Annotated in this window: 15 protein-coding genes; 8 read left to right on the top strand and 7 right to left on the bottom strand. The window is 71.8% G+C overall.

Going from position 1 to position 17,245, the window contains the following annotated elements:
- Positions 1–34: 34 nt before the first annotated feature.
- The 6 genes from JEK78_RS22275 to JEK78_RS22250 are packed head-to-tail and all read left to right on the top strand — an operon-like array spanning position 35 to position 6,888.
- On the top strand, positions 35–1,342 hold the full coding sequence (locus tag JEK78_RS22275; RefSeq protein ID WP_200261956.1) for a SidA/IucD/PvdA family monooxygenase: 1,308 nt from the start codon (positions 35–37) through the stop codon (positions 1,340–1,342).
- Complete coding sequence (locus JEK78_RS22270; protein ID WP_200261955.1) at positions 1,339–2,421, top strand: FAD-dependent oxidoreductase; 1,083 nt, start codon at positions 1,339–1,341, stop codon at positions 2,419–2,421. Before JEK78_RS22275 ends, JEK78_RS22270 begins: the two co-directional genes overlap by 4 nt.
- Positions 2,418–4,517: a class I tRNA ligase family protein gene (locus JEK78_RS22265; RefSeq protein ID WP_200261954.1), complete on the top strand. Its 2,100-nt coding sequence runs from the start codon at positions 2,418–2,420 to the stop codon at positions 4,515–4,517. Before JEK78_RS22270 ends, JEK78_RS22265 begins: the two co-directional genes overlap by 4 nt.
- A complete protein-coding gene (locus tag JEK78_RS22260) occupies positions 4,514–6,031 on the top strand; it encodes an AMP-binding protein (RefSeq protein ID WP_200261953.1) in 1,518 nt (505 codons plus the stop codon). The genes JEK78_RS22265 and JEK78_RS22260 overlap by 4 nt, the downstream gene beginning before the upstream one ends.
- On the top strand, positions 6,021–6,293 hold the full coding sequence (locus JEK78_RS22255; protein WP_200261952.1) for an acyl carrier protein: 273 nt from the start codon (positions 6,021–6,023) through the stop codon (positions 6,291–6,293). The genes JEK78_RS22260 and JEK78_RS22255 overlap by 11 nt, the downstream gene beginning before the upstream one ends.
- A gap of 4 nt (positions 6,294–6,297) precedes the next feature.
- Positions 6,298–6,888 carry a GNAT family N-acetyltransferase gene (locus JEK78_RS22250; protein WP_200261951.1) on the top strand — a complete coding sequence of 197 codons (591 nt, stop codon included), beginning with the start codon at positions 6,298–6,300 and terminating at the stop codon, positions 6,886–6,888.
- Between the two features lie 94 nt (positions 6,889–6,982).
- Here the strand turns inward: JEK78_RS22250 and JEK78_RS22245 are convergent, their stop codons facing one another.
- Both JEK78_RS22245 and JEK78_RS22240 read right to left on the bottom strand, forming a co-directional pair.
- The gene (locus tag JEK78_RS22245; protein WP_200261950.1) at positions 6,983–8,446 is read right to left on the bottom strand and encodes a cellulose binding domain-containing protein; all 1,464 of its coding nucleotides are present in this window, start codon (positions 8,444–8,446) and stop codon (positions 6,983–6,985) included.
- A 188-nt stretch (positions 8,447–8,634) separates the two neighbouring features.
- Positions 8,635–9,441: a response regulator transcription factor gene (locus JEK78_RS22240; protein WP_200261949.1), complete on the bottom strand. Its 807-nt coding sequence runs from the start codon at positions 9,439–9,441 to the stop codon at positions 8,635–8,637.
- A gap of 322 nt (positions 9,442–9,763) precedes the next feature.
- On the opposite strand from JEK78_RS22240, the gene JEK78_RS22235 reads away from it, so the two are divergent.
- On the top strand, positions 9,764–10,333 hold the full coding sequence (locus tag JEK78_RS22235) for a GNAT family N-acetyltransferase (RefSeq protein ID WP_200261948.1): 570 nt from the start codon (positions 9,764–9,766) through the stop codon (positions 10,331–10,333).
- A gap of 116 nt (positions 10,334–10,449) precedes the next feature.
- Here the strand turns inward: JEK78_RS22235 and JEK78_RS22230 are convergent, their stop codons facing one another.
- The 4 genes from JEK78_RS22230 to JEK78_RS22215 are packed head-to-tail and all read right to left on the bottom strand — an operon-like array spanning position 10,450 to position 14,501.
- Positions 10,450–11,202: a nucleoside 2-deoxyribosyltransferase domain-containing protein gene (locus JEK78_RS22230; RefSeq protein ID WP_200261947.1), complete on the bottom strand. Its 753-nt coding sequence runs from the start codon at positions 11,200–11,202 to the stop codon at positions 10,450–10,452.
- Positions 11,192–12,037, bottom strand: coding sequence for an alpha/beta hydrolase (locus JEK78_RS22225; RefSeq protein WP_242483181.1), 846 nt, complete (start codon positions 12,035–12,037; stop codon positions 11,192–11,194). Before JEK78_RS22225 ends, JEK78_RS22230 begins: the two co-directional genes overlap by 11 nt.
- Positions 12,034–12,993, bottom strand: a complete 960-nt coding sequence (locus JEK78_RS22220; RefSeq protein WP_200261946.1) for a macrolide 2'-phosphotransferase — start codon at positions 12,991–12,993, stop codon at positions 12,034–12,036. Before JEK78_RS22220 ends, JEK78_RS22225 begins: the two co-directional genes overlap by 4 nt.
- Positions 12,990–14,501, bottom strand: coding sequence for an amino acid adenylation domain-containing protein (locus JEK78_RS22215; RefSeq protein ID WP_200261945.1), 1,512 nt, complete (start codon positions 14,499–14,501; stop codon positions 12,990–12,992). Before JEK78_RS22215 ends, JEK78_RS22220 begins: the two co-directional genes overlap by 4 nt.
- Positions 14,502–14,520: 19 nt before the next feature.
- Here JEK78_RS22215 and JEK78_RS22210 point away from each other — a divergent pair, with 19 nt between their 5' ends.
- Entirely contained in the window at positions 14,521–16,152 is a 1,632-nt protein-coding gene (locus JEK78_RS22210; protein ID WP_242483180.1) for a CocE/NonD family hydrolase, read from the top strand.
- On the opposite strand, the gene JEK78_RS22205 is transcribed toward JEK78_RS22210, so the two are convergent.
- Positions 16,117–17,193 carry a glycosyltransferase gene (locus JEK78_RS22205; RefSeq protein ID WP_200261943.1) on the bottom strand — a complete coding sequence of 359 codons (1,077 nt, stop codon included), beginning with the start codon at positions 17,191–17,193 and terminating at the stop codon, positions 16,117–16,119. The genes JEK78_RS22210 and JEK78_RS22205 overlap by 36 nt on opposite strands.
- Positions 17,194–17,245: the final 52 nt, after the last annotated feature.

Raw genomic sequence — 17,245 nt, 5'->3', positions numbered from 1 at the left:
AGCGCGGCGAGCCGCCCCTAAGGAGAAGTCCGACATGGTGCAAGAGCCAACACGTTCCGGAGCGGGGCACTACCGCTGCCTGGGAGTCGGTGTGGGACCGGCGAACCTGAGCCTGGCGTCGTTGCTGCACGACCGTCCCGACGTCACGAGCCTGTTCCTGGATCGCAAGGAGTCCTTCAGCTGGCACGACGGGCAGCAACTGCCCGGGAACACCCTCCAGGTCTCGCTGTTCAAGGACCTGGTGACCCTGGCCGATCCGCGCAACCCCTTCTCGTTCCTGTCCTACCTCCACGACGAGGGCCGGCTGTACCACTTCCTCAACGCGCGGTTCGACGCCGTCCCCCGGGCGGAGTTCCGCAACTATCTCGCGTGGGCGTGTCGTTCCAACCGGAACGTCGTGTTCGGCGAGACCGTCCACGAGGTTTCCTTCGACGAGGTGTTCACGGTCCGCACCGACCGGCGAACGGTGACCGCGGACAACGTGGTGGTGGGCGTCGGCAGCCGCCCGTGGGTGCCGGACTACGCCGATATCGGTCCGACGCAGTTCCATGTGAGCGACCATCGGGAGACGGGTCGCGACCTGGGCGGCCGACGGGTCGTGGTGATCGGCGGCGGGCAGTCCGGGGCGGAGGTCTTCCTGGACCTGATATCCCGCCAGGGCGATGCCCTGCCGCGGCGGGTGTCGTGGGTGTCGCGGCGCGGTAACTACTTCCCGATCGACGACTCGCCGTTCACCAACGACTACTACATGCCGTCGTACTCGGACTACTTCTTCGGTCTCGCCCGGGAGGCGCGGCACGGCTTCAACCAGCGGAACCTCCTGTCCAGCGACGGCATCTCGGAGAGCACGCTCAGGGACATCTACCAGCGGGTCTACCTGCACCGGTTCGTCGACCGGAACGTCGACCTGGTGGGGCTCTACCCCAACCGCGAGGTGACCGAGGTCGCGGGCGGGGTGTACGGGGGCTGGCAGGTGGCGTCCCGTCACAACGACCGGCCCGAGTCCACCGAGGTGTTCGAGGCGGACGCGGTGATCTGGGCGACGGGTTTCCGGCCGACCCGGATGGACTTCCTGTCTCCGATCGCCCACAGACTGGAGCGTGAGGGGGAGGAGTTGCGCATCGACGAGGACTACGCGGTGCACTGGGACGGTCCGGAGGACCGGCGGGTGTTCGTTCAGAACGCCAGCCGGGGACAGCGGGGCCTCGCCGATCCCAACCTGAGCCTGAATGCCTGGCGCAGCCGACGGATCGCGGACCGGCTTGGTAGGGTGGCGAGCGACGAGCCGCTGCCGTCGTTCGTGGAGTGGTCGAGCAAACCGCGCGCGGGGAGGACCTCGTGACGCCCGCCGAGTCGCGGGGGACGGTGGTGGTGGGGGCCGGCATCCTGGGCTGTCTGATCGCGCGGGAGTCGCTGGCCCTGGACCCCGGAGCCCGGGTGACGATCGTCGACCGGGACCTGGTGTCCGGGGGCGCGAGTCGTCGGTCGGCCGGGTTGCACTTCCCGCGTGGAGCGACCGCCGAGGTGCGGGAGTTGGCCGCGGAGAGCCAACGGTACTGGGCGCGGCTGGCCGCGACGCGACCCGGTCTGCCGATCCACCCGCTCGGCATGACGGTCGTGGCACCCGGTGCCCGAGAGGAGAGGCTCCGACGGGAGTACCTCCCGGAGGCCCGTCTACGGCCCGCCCGTTCGCTCCCGGACGGCATCACCCTGCCACCGGGCGCGTCCGCGTGGACCGGCGACGGTTGCCACTACGCAGACGTCCCCGCCCTGACCCGGGCGCTCGCCGCCCGGCTCCGACCGCGTGCGGAGTTCCTGGAGGGCGTCGCGGTGACGAAGATCGAGTCCGGTTCGGACGGGGTCCGATTGGCGCTGGGCACGGGCGCGGTGCTCGCCGCGGAGCGAGTGGTCCTGGCGCCGGGCCCCTGGATCGCCGCCGAGGCGTGGCGGCATCTGGTGGAGCCGCTGGGGGCACGGGTGAAGAAGGTGGTGGCCCTGCACATCGAGGACCCGCCCACCACGGAGGACGCAGTCGTGGTCTTCCAGGAGGAGGACGCCTTCCTGCTCCCGTATCGGGAGCGAGGGCACTGGTTGTTCAGCTACACCTGCCCGGAGTGGGACGTGGACCCCGACACCGTCGACCCCGGGCTCACCCCGACGCACCTGGCGCAGGCCCGCGCGCTGCTGCGACGGTACGCGCCCGGCCGGGCCGATCGCTGTGCGTCGGGCCGGGTCTTCTGCGACGCCTACGCGCCCGAGGGCGCCCCGATGGTGCGGGCCGTCACCGACGACGGACGAGTCGTGTTCGCGGGCGCGGCGAGCGGCTCGGGGTACCGGCTCGGCCCGGCGGTGGCGCGGCGGGCCGTCCGCCTGCTCCACGCGCACCGCTCGTCGGGCACGAATCGGAAGGACGAGAAATGATCATCAGTACATACGATCCGCGGATCCTGGAGCCCGCCTTCGGCATCCACATGAGCGAGGTGGAGGGGCTCGGCACAGGCGCCGGCTGGGGGCGAGTCCTACCGGGCGGCGCGTCGACCTCGCACCAACACGACGAGACCGAGTTCTTCGTCGTCGTCGCCGGGCGGGGCGAATTCGTCGTGGACGGCCGACGCCACCCGGCCCGGCCCGGCACACTGGCCCTGTTCGAACCGTTCGAGTCGCATGTGCTGAAGAACACCGGCGACACCGACCTGGTCTTCCTTACGCAGTACTGGCGCGATCCGGAGCGGGCCATGAGGTCCGCCGGCGAACCGGAGCGGACGGGGTTCGGCGAACGCCCGGTCTTCGTCTTCTCCACCCCTCCCACACCCAACGGCGACCTGCACCTGGGCCACCTGTCCGGCCCCTATCTGGGAGCCGACGCCTTCGTCCGCTTCCAGCGGCTGAACGGCACCGAGGCCTGGCATCTGACAGGCAGCGACGACTACCAGAGCTACGTCGTGGGCGCGGCCCGCCGGGAGGGTCGCGAACCGGCCGAGACCGCCGCGCGGCACAGCGAGGAGATCCGCGACACGCTGGCCCTGATGGACATCGTCCCGGACCAGTACACGGTCACCGGCGCGGAAGAGGGCTACCGGCGGGGGCTGCGGGACTTCTTCTCCCGGGTGGTCGCCTCCGGGCTGGCACCGGTCACCGAACGCGAGGCCCTCTTCGACGGCGTCGACGGCGGATACCTCCACGAAGTGGACGTCCGCGGCGGCTGCCCGGGCTGCGGCTCGGGGACGAGCGGCAACATCTGCGAGGAATGCGGCGAGCCCAACACGGTGGTGGACCTCGTCGACCCCCGCTCCGCCCGCTCCGAAGCCCTGCCGCGCCGCGCGCCGCTGGCCCGCAGGGAACTGCCCCTGCACCGATTCCGCGAGGAGGTGGCAGCCCACCACGACCTCGGCCGGGTCCCCGCCCGACTGCGGGAGCTGAGCGACCGGCTGTTCTCCCGCGCCTCGCTGGACATCCCCCTGACGCACCCCGCGGAATGGGGCGTGCCCCCGGCGGAGACCGATCTGGACGGGCAGGTGATCTGGGTCTGGCCCGAGATGTCGTACGGCTTCCTGCACGGGATCGAGGTCCTGGGCACCCGGCTGCACCGGGGGTGGAAGGCCGCCGCCCCGGACGGGGAGTGGAAGATCGTCCACTTCTTCGGCTACGACAACAGCTTTTACCACTCGGTGCTCTACCCGGTCCTGTACGGCCTGGCCCACCCGGACTGGACACCCGACATCGACTATCACGTCAACGAGTTCTACCTGTTGGAGGGCGAGAAGTTCTCCACCAGCCGGCGGCACGCCATCTGGGGCAAGGAGATCCTCGGCGAGGACACCGTCGACGCCGTGCGCTACTTCCTCGGCCGCACACGCCCGGAGGGTGAGCGCACCGACTTCCGTCGTGCGGAGTTCACCGCGGCGCTGGAGGACACGCTCATCGGCACATGGCAACGGTGGCTGAACGACCTCGGCACACGGATCGCCGATCACCACGGCGGAGTGGCGCCGGACGCGGGGATCTGGAAACCGGAGCACTGGGCCTTCCTGGCCCGACTCGGCACAGATCTGGAGACGGTGACCGGCGCGCTGCGAGCGGACGGCTTCAGTCTGCGCGACGCCGCCGCCGCGTTGGAGCGGCTGGTCGAGGACGCGGTGCGCTTCTCCCGGCGGGAGTCACCCACCACGACGAACCCCGACCGAAGGGACGAGGCGCGCACGGCGGTGGCGCTGGAACTGGCCGCGGCACGGCTGCTCGCCGACGTCGCGACGCCACTGATGCCCCGGTTCGCCGGCCGCCTGGCGGCCACCCTGGACGTACCGGAACCGACCGCGTGGCCGCGCACGGTGGAGCTCGTCCCACCCGGCAGCGCGATCACCCTGGCCGACGCGGTGTTCTTCACTCCCGTCCCCGCGCCCCGGGACACCCGGCGTCCGGACGCCGCCGGGAAGCACGGGGCCGAGGGGAAGGAGCGAACCCAAGCGACCCCGACCGGGCGATCCGGTTCGGACCCGGTGGCGGGGGTGACGCGATGACACGGGAGACCCTCGGCCGGATCGTCTCCACCGCCCCGACCGCGGGACGCGCCTCCTTCGCGGGCCTCCAGGGCACCAGGACCCTCGAACTGGCCGAGCTCCACCGGCAATCGGGGCGGGTGGCGCGCTGGCTGTGGAGTCTGGGCGTGCGGGCCGGCGACCGGATCGGCATCCTCGCCGCCAACGGCCCCGAGTGGGTGCTGTTGGACCTCGCGGCACTACGTCTGAAGGCGGAGACCGCCGGCCTGGAACCGGGCAAGTTCCTGCCCAACTCCGCGCTGCTGGCCCGGTACGGGCTGACCCTGCTGTTCACCGACCGCCCCTCGGACGCCCCTGGCGTGGTGCCGCTGACCGACGTGGCGGAAGCGGCCGGGCGGAGCGATCTGGACGACGTGCCGGAGCCGCCGCCGGTGGAATGGGGTCCACTGGACGTGACGACGATCAAGTTCACCTCGGGCAGCACCGGCGAGCCCAAGGGACTGGGTGCCACCGCGGGCAGCATCGACAGCTCGCTCAAGGCGGTTCAGGAGATCTTCGAGCACGGGCCGGGTGACGACCTGTTCGTCTTCCTCCCCCTCTCCCTGCTCCAGCAGCGCTACTGGATCTACTCGGCGCTGCTGCACGGCCACGACGTCACGGTGAGCACCTACGAGGCGGCCTTCGCGGCGTTGCGCAGGACCCGACCGACCGTGGTGATGGGGGTACCCGCCTTCTACGAGACCGCCCGGCGCAGGATCGAGGCCGGCCGGCGGGCCGCACCGACCCTGGAGGAGGCCGCGCGAGGAGTGTTCGGCGACCGGATCCGCTACCTGTGGACCGGTTCGGCTCCCGCCGCCCCCTCGACACTGAGGTTCTTCGAGGACGCCGGTCTCCCGATCTTCGAGGGCTACGGACTCAACGAGACCTGCATCGTGGCCAAGAACCACCCGAAGGCCCACCGCGAGGGCAGTGTGGGCCGGGTGCTGCGCGGCAAGGAGGTGCTGATCGACGACGAAGGCGTCGTCCACGTCCGCAGCGAGCATCCCGTCAACGTCGCCTACGCCTTCTCACCGCCAGGCGCCTCCGAGAAGGTCTTCGCCTCGGACGGCACGGTTCGCACCGGTGACCTCGGCCACCTCGACGAGGACGGCTATCTGTTCATCCGGGGCCGGGCCGACGACGTGATCGTGCTCGACAACGGCAAGAAGATCGTCGTCCGACCCATCGAGGAGCGGCTGAAGGCCGATCCCGCGATCGCCGAATGCGTACTGTTCTGCCCCGGCCAGACCGAACTGGTCGCCGTGGTCTCGCCGGCGCGGCTTCCCGCCGACCGGGAGGCGGTCGCGGCGCGGCTCGCCCTCGCCAACGCCGCCCTCTCGCCCGACGAGCGGATCAGCCGGGTGGTCCTCGCCGACGAGCCGTTCGGCATCGCCAACGGACTGCTCACCTCTCAGTACAAGCCGAAGCGGCGGGACATCCTCGCCGCCCACCACACCGCCGTCCACGACCCCGAGGAGGGAATCCATGCCCCCTGAGCTGGAGACCACCGCCCGTGAGCAGTTCTCCGCCGTACTGACGTACCCGGTGGAGCCCACCGCGCTCGACCTCGACGCCGACATGGTCGGGCGGTACGCGCTGACCTCCCTCAACAAGGTTTTGTTCCTCACGGAGTTGTGTGAACGGGCCAAGGTCGATCTGGGCCACTTCACCGAGGACGACCTGGCCGGGATGCGCACGCTGCGGGACGTCGTCGACGCCCTCGCCCGACACGCGGACGCGGACGCGGTGGGACACTGACGCCATGACCTGGGCGGAGAAGGCACGGACCACACTGGAGAACGAGCACGTCGAGGTGCGTCCGATCACCGAGGAGGACCGCGAGGGCGTCCGAGCCGTCGCGATGGACCCCGACATCTGGCGATACTTCGTCACGGCGGTGACCGACGAAGACGACTTCGCGTCGTTCTTCGACACCTGCCTGTCCGATGCCGCCGAGGGCCGGCGGGCGGTGTTCGTCGTCGTCGACAAGGCCCGCGGCCGGATCGCCGGCAGCATGAGCTACGGGAACATGGCGGAGGCCGACGCCCGGCTGGAGATCGGCTGGTCCTGGCTGGGCCGCGACTTTCGCGGCACGGGGGTCAACCACTGGGCCAAGTATCTGCTGCTGCGGCACGCCTTCGAGGAACTCGACGCGGAGCGCGTGGAGTTCAAGACGGACGTGCTCAACGAGCGGGCCCGCAAAGGGCTCCTCAAGATCGGCGCCACCGAGGAGGGAACCCTGCGCGCCTACAACCCCATGCCCGGAGGTCGGCGTCGGGACGCGGTCTTCTACAGCGTCCTGCGCGCCGAGTGGCCGGGCGTGAGGCGACGGCTGGAGGCGTCCCCGGCCTGATCGCGGAGCGGGCGCGGGTGGGGTGTCCCGGCCGGGTGAGGTCCCGGCCGGGACGCGCGACACGGGCCGCGGGCCCGCTCTCGGCGCGGGCGCCTCAGCGGTAGGCGGCGAAGGCCTCGGTGAAGGCCAGCGGCTCCTGGACGATCGAGCTGCACGTGGCGTCGGCGTAGGGCTTGGCTCCACCGGGGCACTGCTTGTCGCGCGTGGCGGACCACATCGAGAGCCACGCCAGGTCGCGGGAGCGGGCGAACTCCACCAGTTCCGTGGCGTCCTGGACCGTGAAGACCTCGCCGGCCACGTCGTTCACACCGATCATCGGCGTCACGGCGACCGTGTTCCAGGCGTTGGCGTCCGACAACCCGAGCGTTTCCTTGATCTGGGCCTGGGTGGCCGTGGCGGCCTGGATCGCGTACTCGCCCATGTCGCCGTCGTAGGCGGGGCCGTAGTCCATGGCCATGATGTTGACCGCGTCCACGCGGACGCCCTGTCGCTTCGCGTCCGCCAGGAGTTCGACGCCGTGAGGGGTCAGACCCTCCGGCATGGCCGGCAGGGTGAAGGAGACGTCCAGGCCGGGATGGTCCTGCTGAAGGCGGGCGACGGCCCGCGCACGACGGGAGTTGGCGGCGGTGTCCGGCAACGCGGCCCCTTCCACGTCGAAGTCGACCTTGGTCAGACCGTAGGCGTCCACGACGCGAGCGTAGGCCGCCGCCAAGTCGTCGACGCTCGCGCATCCGAGGGCCAGCTCCCGGCCGGCCGCTCCACCGAAGGAGACGCGCACGTCTCCGCCCTTCGCCCGCAGGGCGTCGATCTGGGCGGCGACATGATCGTCTTCGAGGGCGGTCACCCCGCCCCACAGCGGGGCGCAGCCCGCGCCTGCCGTGACGAAGGCCAGATTGAAGTCCTTCACACCCGTTCGCTCGGCGGTGTCGAGGAGGTCGTAGGCGGGGTAGAGGGAGGTGTCGACGTACGGGGCGTACCGAGCCGTGTCCCCAGGGGCGGGCGAGGTGCTCGTGGGGTCGGTCGGGGTGGGATCCGCCGGCTCGGCGGGCACGGACTCCGACGGGGAAGGCGAGGCGCTGTCCGTCGGAGTGGGGGTGTCGGTGGGCTCAGGCTCGGAACCGCCGTCGGCGGAGCAGGCCGCGCCGTCGACGCGACAGGACAGTGGGTCGCCGGCGGTGCCGTCGACGGTGGTGACGAACCCCACCGTGACGGAGGTGCCGGGCTCCAGCGTCGTGTTCCAGCTCGCCGGTCGAACGGTGACATGGGAACCGTCGACCGTGTGCTCGCCGTTCCACAGCGAGCCGATTCGCGTGCCCTCCGGCAGGTCGAACTCCAGAGTCCAGTCCGACCGGGCCGTGCCCGTCTCGTTGGTGACCACGTACCGACCGGCGTAGCCGCCCTCCCACGCGCTGGTCCGCGTGTACGTGGCGCCGACCGCGGAGGCCTGCGCGGTGCCCGTCAGAACGAGGGTGGCACCGCCGATCACCACGGTCGCCATGACGGCGCCGAGCGCCTTGTTCCGGGTGCTCACCGTGCGGCGGTGAGTGGTGTTGCCCATCGGGATCCTGCCTGTGAGTGTCGGATTCGGACGCTCCGCACGCTAGCCACGCGACAACGGGCGAAAGGCGTGAAAGGGACGATCTCCGCAACCGTTAAGGCGCCCTTAAGGATGCCATCGGGGCCGATTAACACCGTCGGTCGTGGACGGCGCGCGGTCGCCGCGGCCACCGCGACCAGGGCCCGCCCTCATCGTGGCCCGCCGCCCCGACCCTCGTGGTCCTCACTCGCCCCGGCGTCCTCGGCGCTCTCGGGGGGATCGGCGTCCCGGGCGTCGCCGGCGGTCTCCGCGCCCCCGAGGGACTCCCGACCGGGGGGTTCCAACTTCACCCCGACACCCCGCAGGGTGTGCAGGTAGCGTGGCCGCGCGGCGGTCTCGCCCAGTTTGCGACGTAGCCAGCTGAGGTGCACGTCGATGGTCTGGTCGTCCCCGTAGCTCTGCTGCCACACTTCCGCGAGCAGTTCCCGACGCGGGACGACCACGCCGGGGCGACTCGCCAAGTAGGCCAGCAGGTCGAATTCCCGGCGGGTCAGGTCGAGGGGGCGGCCGTCGAGTTCGACCCGGCGACGCAGGGGGTCGACCCGGAGAGCGCCGACGCACAGGATCGCGCCGGCGGGCCGGGTTCCTCCACGGGTACCCGTGCGACGCAACACCGCCGACATCCGGGCGGCGAGGTGCTCACCGGAGAAGGGCTTGGTCAGATAGTCGTCGGCCCCGTCGTTGAGCAGCCGGACGATCTCCGCCTCGTCGACGCGGGCCGTGGCGATGATCACCGGCACGTCGGTGACGCCGCGGAGCATTTTCAGCGCCTCGGCACCGTCCAGGTCGGGGAGCCCCAGGTCCAGGACGACCAGGTCGAAGGAGTGGTGGGTCACCTCGCGCAGCGCCTCCAGGGCGGTTCCGACGCTCCGCACGATATGGGAGGCGTCGGCGAGATGCCGAATGAGCGCGGACCGTACGAACTGGTCGTCCTCGACCACGAGCACTCGTGCCATGGACGGCACGGTACGCCATGGCCCGACCGTGACGAGCACACGCGCCTCACGCCATCGGAGTCCGGATCCCGGGGGCCCGTGCCGCGGGGCCGTGTCGGCGGGTATCCGCGTGGCGCGCGATCGCCGGACGCCCGGAGGACCGGCGCACACCCTCGCGCGCTCGCCGTCCGCGGGCGTGACGATTCACCCGCGACGCTCGCGAGCTGCCCGCCTCCGCCTGGAACGACCACCCGCCGACGGTCCGCTTCGACGCGCACCGAGGCGAGGGGACGAGCTACCGCGGGAACCGGGACGAACCATGACGTCGTAGTCTTGGATCATCATGAGCGAATGTGGCATAGAGTATGAAATACGCCCGGAGCGACCCGAGGACCGAGGAGCCATCGAGGCCCTCGACGGCTCCTTCACCACCGACACCGTCCTCGTCGTCGACGTGAGCGAGGACGGCTTCGCCTTTCGGGAGACGAGCGTGGACCCTCCCCTGGTCAAGGTCTTCCCCGAGGACGACGAGGACGACGCCGACGAGTCGGGTGCGGAGGTGGAGGACTCCGACGACCGGACGTTCGTGGCCGTCGACCCCGCCGGCGGCCTCGTGGGGTTCGTGATGGTCTCGTACAGCGCGTGGAATCGGCGTCTGACGATCGAGGACATCGAGGTCGCCCCGGAGTCTCGGGGGCTGGGGATCGGCCGTGGGCTGATGGGCCGGGCGGTGGACTTCGCCCGTGAGCGCGAGGCCGGACACCTCTGGTTGGAAGTGACCAATGTCAACGCCCCCGCGATCCGCGCCTACCGGCGATGGGGCTTCTCCTTCTGCGGCCTGGACACCTCCCTCTACCAGGGAACCGAGTCCCAGGGTGAACAGGCCCTGTACATGGCTCGCTCCCTTTCCTGACGGAGGGGCTCCCACGCCGGCCCGTCACGGTCGGCGTGGGTCCGCCTCGGGCGTGTCCGCCCGCGCGAGCCGGAGGGCGTTCGTCCCGCTCCCGGCCGGCGCCTCCTCCCGGGAGATCAGATCAGCACGCCCCGCCCCTGGGCCTCCAGCACCCGGATCTCGGTGGGGCCGCCGCCGGCGCCCGGCAGGATCGTCGCCGTCAGCAACCAGGACGCCCCGTCCCGCGCCGACGGAGGGCTGTACCAGTCCACCCGGGCATCGAGGATCCGGTCGCCGGCCTCGACACGTCGGTGGTACCACGTGCGGAAGGAATCGGTCCGCCACACCGTCAGAGGGATCGCGCGTTCCCCGCCGGAGCGCGCGCCGCCGGAGCCGACCGAGCGAAGGGCGGCCCCGGCGGCTTCCTCGATCGTCGACGCCACCGGTACGCCGAGGGCCTCGGCGAAGTGGAGCAGGTACTCCATGCGGTGGGCCTCGGGCGGTGTCCCCAGGACGGCGCGCCCCGAGTCGCACCACGAGCCCCACTTGACGTTGGACACCAGTCCCGGGAGTCGGGGAAGGTGTCGCGGTATCCAGAAGAGGACGACGTCCGCTCGTCGCATGGCGTCCTCCTCCCAGGCGACCTGCTCCGAGTAGGCGGGATAGGCCCCGTCCGCCGGCGGCTCGGGGAGGAACACCACCAGTCGACCGGCACCGGTCCACGAGGACCGCAGGGCCGCGACCGCGTCCGGGCGCCACGACGACGTCGCGGGGTCGGTCGGGGTCGGGCCGCAGAGGTAGACGGCCGCCGTCCAGGACTCCGGCGCCTCCCGGCCGACGTGCACGACGTCGACCCGCGGCCGGGTGGGGGGGAGGTTCTCAGGGCACACGGGTCGCTCCGGGGTGAAGGGTCGCGAGGAAGTCCAGCAGTACGGCGTTGAAGGTCTCCGGCCGTTCCAGGAAGCCGAGGTGGCCGGCGTCGGCGAGTTCGGTGTAGCGGGCCCGGGGGATGGCCCTGGCGACCTCTCGGCCCAGTGGGGCGGGCGCGAGCACGTCGTCGGCGAAGCCCACCACGAGCACGGGGACCCGGACCCCGCCGTAGTCGGTGATCGTGTGCCGGACCGGAGGGCTCTGCCGTAGCGAAATCGCCTGGCCGGTCGACGCCGCGAACTCGAACAGGTCCAGCCATTCGGCCGTCGCGCGTTCGTCGGCCAGTGTTCTCGGCGAGAGGTTCTGCACCAGACGGACGAAGGCCTCGTACGCCGGCGGGAGGCGGATGCCCGCCTCGGCCACGGCGGCCTCCGCACGCCGCAGCCCCTCCCCCGCCGCGTCGATTCGGTGACGTGTGGCGACGAGCACGGCGGCGCTCGCCCGATGGGGTTCGTTCACGAGCAGTTCCTGGACCGCCATGGCTCCAAGGGAGTGCCCGACCAAGGGACAGGGCGGCAGACCGAGGCTCTTGACCAACTCGGCCACGGAGGCGGCGAGCTCCGTCGGGCACCTTCCTCGGGCGGGCGCGTGGTCGAAGGTGACCACGCGGTGTCCGGCGGCCAGCAGCGCGGGCACCTGGTGGTTCTCCCAGATCCGGCCCGCTCCTCCGGCGCCCGCGACCAGAACCACCGGGGAGTCGCCGCGGCCGTGCAGCACGTACGGTGTGCCCGCCGGCGTGTGGCCCGACGTGCGCACGCGGCCCGCGCCCGCGGTCCGCGACCGGGGGGCGCTCACGAGCCCATCCTTTCCAACGCCGTCTCCACCCACCCGGCGCGGCCGGTGTCCAGGCCACGCAGGGCGACGTGGACCCAGAGGAAGGAGGCGCGGGCCAGGATGTGCGTCCGCATACCGTTCCGTACCTCGCCGCCCGCCGCGCGGTAGGCGGCCAGAAGCGGGTCGAGGACGTCGGGGCCTCCGGCGTACAGCATGTCGACGAAGTCGACGGCGGGATCGCCGACCCCGGCGTTGGCCCAGTCCAGTAGGCCGGCGAGGGTGGGCGGGCGATCCGGGGAGCGCGTGACGAGGGTGTGTCCGGGGTGGACGTCGCCGTGTACGAGCGTCAACCGCTCGGGCCACAGCCGGTCCTCGTCCAACCACCGGGCCCAACGCCGCACTCCCGCTTCCGGGAGAGGGAGTTCGACGCGAGCCCGGGCGAGCCGGTCGGCGATGCGCGCCCGCAGGGCGCCGACGTCCGTCCGTTCCCGACCCTCCGGAGCGGGGCAGTCCCCCGACGGAGTGGTGTGCACGGCGAACAGAGTTCGGGCGAGCGGCTCCAGGTAGTTCCGCGGGTGGGCCAGGGGGTCGATCGACCAGTCGTGGACGAGGGCGTGGGGGTCCTCCACGCCCGCCGGTTCGCCGGCCAGTCGAGGGTAGGCGACCAACCGGGGCGTGTGCAGGCGCCAGTCGGGCACGGGGACCGGTACGCGGTCGCGCACCGCCGTCAGGACGGCCCCCTCGACCGCCAGTCGGGCCCCGGCCTCCGCGCGACGCGGCTGCCGCAGGATCCACCAGGTGCCGTCGGTCGCCCGCAGGTGCGTGACGAGGAAGTCCCACCCGCTCTCGTCGATTCGTGCCGTGGTCGGGTCGAGGGCCACCCCGAGGTGCCGGGAGGCGTGGGCGGCGAGGTCGGACGGGGTCACGACCGCCTCCACCGGCGCCGCTCCGACCCGCGTGCCCGTAGTGGCGCTCATCGGCGCGATCCGGCGGTGGTCAGGTTTCGGTCCCTGGTGGCGTCGCGGTCCACCTTGCCGGTGTGGGTGCGTTCCAATTCCGCTACCGGGACCAACAGGCTGGGCACCAGGTGCGGGGCCGCCAGCTCGGCGAGGCGATCCCGCACCAGCGACGCCACCCGCCGGGGGTCGTGGTCGGGCAGGGCCACGAAGAAGGCCGCCAGCGTGGTGTGTTCGGCCCGGTCCACTCGGGCCGCGGCCACTTCCCGCACTCCGGCGCACCCACCGACCAACGCCTCCACCTCGACCAGGTCCACCCGATGGCCTCGGATCTTGACCTGATGGTCGGATCGGCCTCGGAACACCAGGGCGCCCTCGGGCGTCGTGGAGACCAGGTCCCCGGTGCGGTACCAGCGGGTGCCGCCGTGCTCGACGAACCGGGCCGCCGTCGCCTCCGGGGCGCCCTGGTAGCCGAGGGCAAGTCCGGGTCCGGACACGTACAGCTCGCCCGTGTCGTCCACACGTTGTCCCACGTGCGGCAGGGGCATTCCGATGGGCAGGTCGCCACCGCGGTCCCCGGTCTCCGGGGCGGCCGGTCCGGAGAGCTGCATCGCGTGCGTGACCAGCGCCGTCTCGGTGGAGCCGTAGGTGTTGAGCAGGCGCACGTCATCGGCGCCGAGCCGCCGCCAGCGCTCCAGCATGTCCGCGCGCACCGCTTCGCCGCCGATCACCACCGTGCGCAGGGAGGGGGGAAGGCGGACGCCCTGGTGCAGCAGGTCCCCGGCCAGACTGTGCCAGAAGCCGGTCGGCAACACGGCGACCGTGACGTCCTGGTCCTCGACCACGCGGGCGAACCCCTCCCGAGCGTGGTCGTCGACGACGAGCGTGGCTCCGCCGGTCAGGGTCGGCAGGATCTCCTCCAGGCTGGTGTCGCCCCCGGCTCCGTGGAAGTGCAGGACGGTGGCCCGGGGGTCGACACCGTAGAGGGTGCGCAGTGGCGGCACCACGGCAGCCAGGGCCCGATGGGGCATCGCGACCGCCTTGGGCTCGCCGGTCGAGCCGGAGGTGAACAGCACGTAGGCCGGGTCACCGGGCCGCACCCCCGATTCGGGAAGCGCCACGGTCGCCGCCGGGGTCGTGCCGGGCGCCCACCGGCGCCGGATGACGTCCCTCACCGGCGGTTGCCAGCCGCTCTCCGCCGTCGCCACGGCCTCGCGGACCCCCAGCCGACCCAGGAGCGACTCCAGACGGGCTTCCGGATGACCCGCCTCCAAGGGCACGTAGGCGCGCCCGGCGGCCAGGACCCCCAACAGGGCCGCGACGTCGCGTGCCGAATGGTGCACGACGACCCCGACCGGCGGCTGGGGGCGGTCCGTGCGCGGGGCGACGGCCCTTGCGACGTCCAGCGCCCAGGCCGCGAGGGTGCCGTAGTCGACGACGAGTCCGTTGTCGACGACTGCCGGGCGGGTCGCGTCGGTACGCGCCGTCTCGAAGAACGGTTCCAGATAATGGTTTCCGCTGGGCTGCATTGTGATTCTCCTCGTCCTGATGGAATATGACCGAGTGCGAATTCTTGTGGATACCGACCTGAAAATGCCGATGCGCGACGGCACGCTATTGAACGCGGACCTCTACCGCCCCGACACCTCGGACCCGGTACCGGTACTGGTGCGCCGGACTCCCTACGGCAAGTCCGGCGCACCGGGGGGCGCGTCCGTCGACGGCCTGCGCCTGGTGCGTTCCGGGTACGCCCTCCTGGTGCAGGAGGTGCGCGGCCGGTTCGGCTCCGACGGGGCCTTCGAGCCGTACTGGCATGAGGCCGCGGACGGCGCGGACACGGTCGCCTGGGCGGCGGCACAGGGCTGGTGCGACGGCTCCGTCGGGATGTTCGGGCGCTCCTACGAGGCGATGGCGGCGCTGCTCGCGGCGGGCGAACGCCCGCCCGGTCTGGGCGCGATCGTCCCGCATGTGGCCGGGTCGGGCTTCGACGAGGGCTGGACCCGTCGGGGCGGCGCCTTCCAGTCGGGCTTCCTGATGTACTGGGTGCTGTACGACCTGCTCTTGGACGGAGCCGGTCTCGGCCCCGCCGACCGGGCCGAGGTGGCCGACGCCGTCGATCGCGTCGATCAGCTCTACCGCGACCCCGACGGGGCGGCGGAGCTGCTCGATCGGCTGGCCCCGTACTACCGGGAGTGGCGCGAGCATCCCGGCGGCCACGCCTACTGGCGGCGCGCGGCGCCCCGCGAGTCCTATCCGACGATCGAGGTCCCGACGCTGCACCTCACGGGGTGGTACGACATCTTCCTCGACGGCGCCCTGGAGAATTACCGGGGAATTCGGGAATGCGGGCGCGCGTCGCGGCTCGTGGTGGGGCCGTGGTCGCATTGCGTCACGGGCGGGGTGTTTCCGCAGCGTCGATTCGGACTGGCAGCGGACGAGAACAGCGTCGACGTCACCGGCCTTCATCTGGAGCATTTCGACCGGCATCTTCGGCGGCGCCTGGACGGTCCGGAGCCCGACCCCGTGCGGCTCTTCGTCACGGGCGACGACGCCTGGCGGACCTTCCCCGACTGGCCGGTCCCCGGCACGGAGGACCTCGTCCTGCACCTGGGCGGCCACGGTCTGACGTCCGGTCCGGCCCCGGCGACGCCGGGCGTCGACCGGATTCGGCACGACCCGGCCGATCCCGTGCCCACGACCGGCGGGGCCACCGCCCTGCCCGGCCAGTTCACCGGCGGCGACTGCGGTCCGCTCGACCAACGGGAGGTGGAGCGGCGCCCCGACGTGCTGTGCTTCACCGGCGAGCGGCTGACCGCGGCGCTGACCGTCGTCGGCGACGCCGCCTTGACGGCGTACGTCACCCCGGACGCCGCCGGGGCGGACGTCAACGGCAAGCTCGTCGACGTCCACCCCGACGGCCGGGCGGAGCTGCTGTGCGACGGGGTGCGGCGGCTGGAGGCGGGAGCGGCGGGATCCGGGCAGGCGGGGCCGGTCGAGGTCACCGTCTCGCTCGGTGCGCTCGCCCATGTCTTTGGCCCAGGCCACCGCGTCCGCCTCGAGGTCGCGGCGAGCAACGCGCCGCGCTTCGACGTCCATCCGACGGTGCCCGCCCGCCACATCCTCCACCATGGCGCCGCTCATCCCTCACGCCTGCTGCTGAAGCGCCTGCCCGGCGACTGACGGCGTGGTCGGGCCCGGGGCCGGATGGAAGACCGAGAGGTCGTCCAGCCTCTCGATCCGTCGCCCCGCCTCCCAGTGCGACCTTCGCAGCCTGCGGAGTTGGGCACCGGTCAGCTTCGTGCTGTGCTGCGGGACCGATCGGACCATCCGAGCCCGCTTGGCCGCCGCGGGATAGCGGTCGCGGACCCGGTAGGGGTCGTTGATCAGGTGGTGGGCGGTTCCGATGTGGAAGGCGGCCTTCAGCAGGGCGTAGTAGGCCGCGGCGCCGGCACCCTTGTCGCGAGCGCAGTGGAGCAGTGTCCGGGACGCCTCGAAGAACCGCCACACCACCGGTATCGCCGGGGTGGTGAAGACTCCGGTCTCCTGGGCGATGCCCTCGCCCACGCCGTAGCGGAAGTAGCTCCGCATGTTGGCGAAGCCGTGCTGGGCGTCGTGATGGATACGCGCCTGTGGCAGATACACCACGGGAATGCCGGCGAGCTGGAGCCTGAAGTCGAACTCCCGGTCCTCGCACCAGTGGATCAGCTCGTCGAAGTGGTAGCCGCCGATGTGGGAGACGATGTCGCGGTTGTAGACGAGCGGCGGGGACAGGGCGCTGACGTAGTCCCCCTCGTCGAACTCCCTGACGCGCGCCGTGAGTCGGCTGAGGAGGCCGTCCGACTCCCCGTAGACGACCTGCCCCTTGACCACCGGCTCCGTCAGCACTGCCCGCACCATGGCGCGGACCGCCCCCGGCGCGAAGACGCAGTCGGAGTCCATCAGGAGCAGGTACTGCCGATCGGTGGCGGCGGCGCCCGCGTTGTAGGCGGCTCCCAGGTTGCCTACGTCCTCGATCTCGGTGACGGTCAGCGGGCGCGGATGCTCGGCGATGAGCTTCAGCACCGCCTCGCTGGGCCCGTTGAGCGCCAGTACGATCTCCACCTCCTCGTCGATCGACGCGATGCAGTCGGCGATGCGCAGGTCGTCGCGCAGGGCGATGATCACGCTGGTCCGGGCGATTCCCCGGTCCACGGCCGCCTCGTCCACCATTTCGGTGGCCATCCGGTCCTCCTCGTCGGTTCGGTTGTGTGCGGTGGGCCCGCGGCGCGGGCCG

Source organism: Streptomyces sp. HSG2 (assembly GCF_016598575.1).
In the GTDB taxonomy this organism is placed as follows: Bacteria; Actinomycetota; Actinomycetes; order Streptomycetales; family Streptomycetaceae; genus Streptomyces.
The sequence above is the reverse complement of the archived record's forward strand: the minus strand, read 5'-3'. Positions and strand labels throughout refer to the sequence as shown.

Coding starts and splice junctions, on each gene's coding strand:
- JEK78_RS22220 (WP_200261946.1), bottom strand. CDS start 12,993: ATGAGCGCCACTACGGGCACGCGGGTCGGAGCGGCGCCGGTGGAGGCG.
- JEK78_RS22260 (WP_200261953.1), top strand. CDS start 4,514: ATGACACGGGAGACCCTCGGCCGGATCGTCTCCACCGCCCCGACCGCG.
- JEK78_RS22235 (WP_200261948.1), top strand. CDS start 9,764: ATGAGCGAATGTGGCATAGAGTATGAAATACGCCCGGAGCGACCCGAG.
- JEK78_RS22215 (WP_200261945.1), bottom strand. CDS start 14,501: ATGCAGCCCAGCGGAAACCATTATCTGGAACCGTTCTTCGAGACGGCG.
- JEK78_RS22245 (WP_200261950.1), bottom strand. CDS start 8,446: ATGGGCAACACCACTCACCGCCGCACGGTGAGCACCCGGAACAAGGCG.
- JEK78_RS22275 (WP_200261956.1), top strand. CDS start 35: ATGGTGCAAGAGCCAACACGTTCCGGAGCGGGGCACTACCGCTGCCTG.
- JEK78_RS22240 (WP_200261949.1), bottom strand. CDS start 9,441: ATGGCACGAGTGCTCGTGGTCGAGGACGACCAGTTCGTACGGTCCGCG.
- JEK78_RS22210 (WP_242483180.1), top strand. CDS start 14,521: ATGGAATATGACCGAGTGCGAATTCTTGTGGATACCGACCTGAAAATG.
- JEK78_RS22250 (WP_200261951.1), top strand. CDS start 6,298: ATGACCTGGGCGGAGAAGGCACGGACCACACTGGAGAACGAGCACGTC.
- JEK78_RS22255 (WP_200261952.1), top strand. CDS start 6,021: ATGCCCCCTGAGCTGGAGACCACCGCCCGTGAGCAGTTCTCCGCCGTA.
- JEK78_RS22205 (WP_200261943.1), bottom strand. CDS start 17,193: ATGGCCACCGAAATGGTGGACGAGGCGGCCGTGGACCGGGGAATCGCC.
- JEK78_RS22265 (WP_200261954.1), top strand. CDS start 2,418: ATGATCATCAGTACATACGATCCGCGGATCCTGGAGCCCGCCTTCGGC.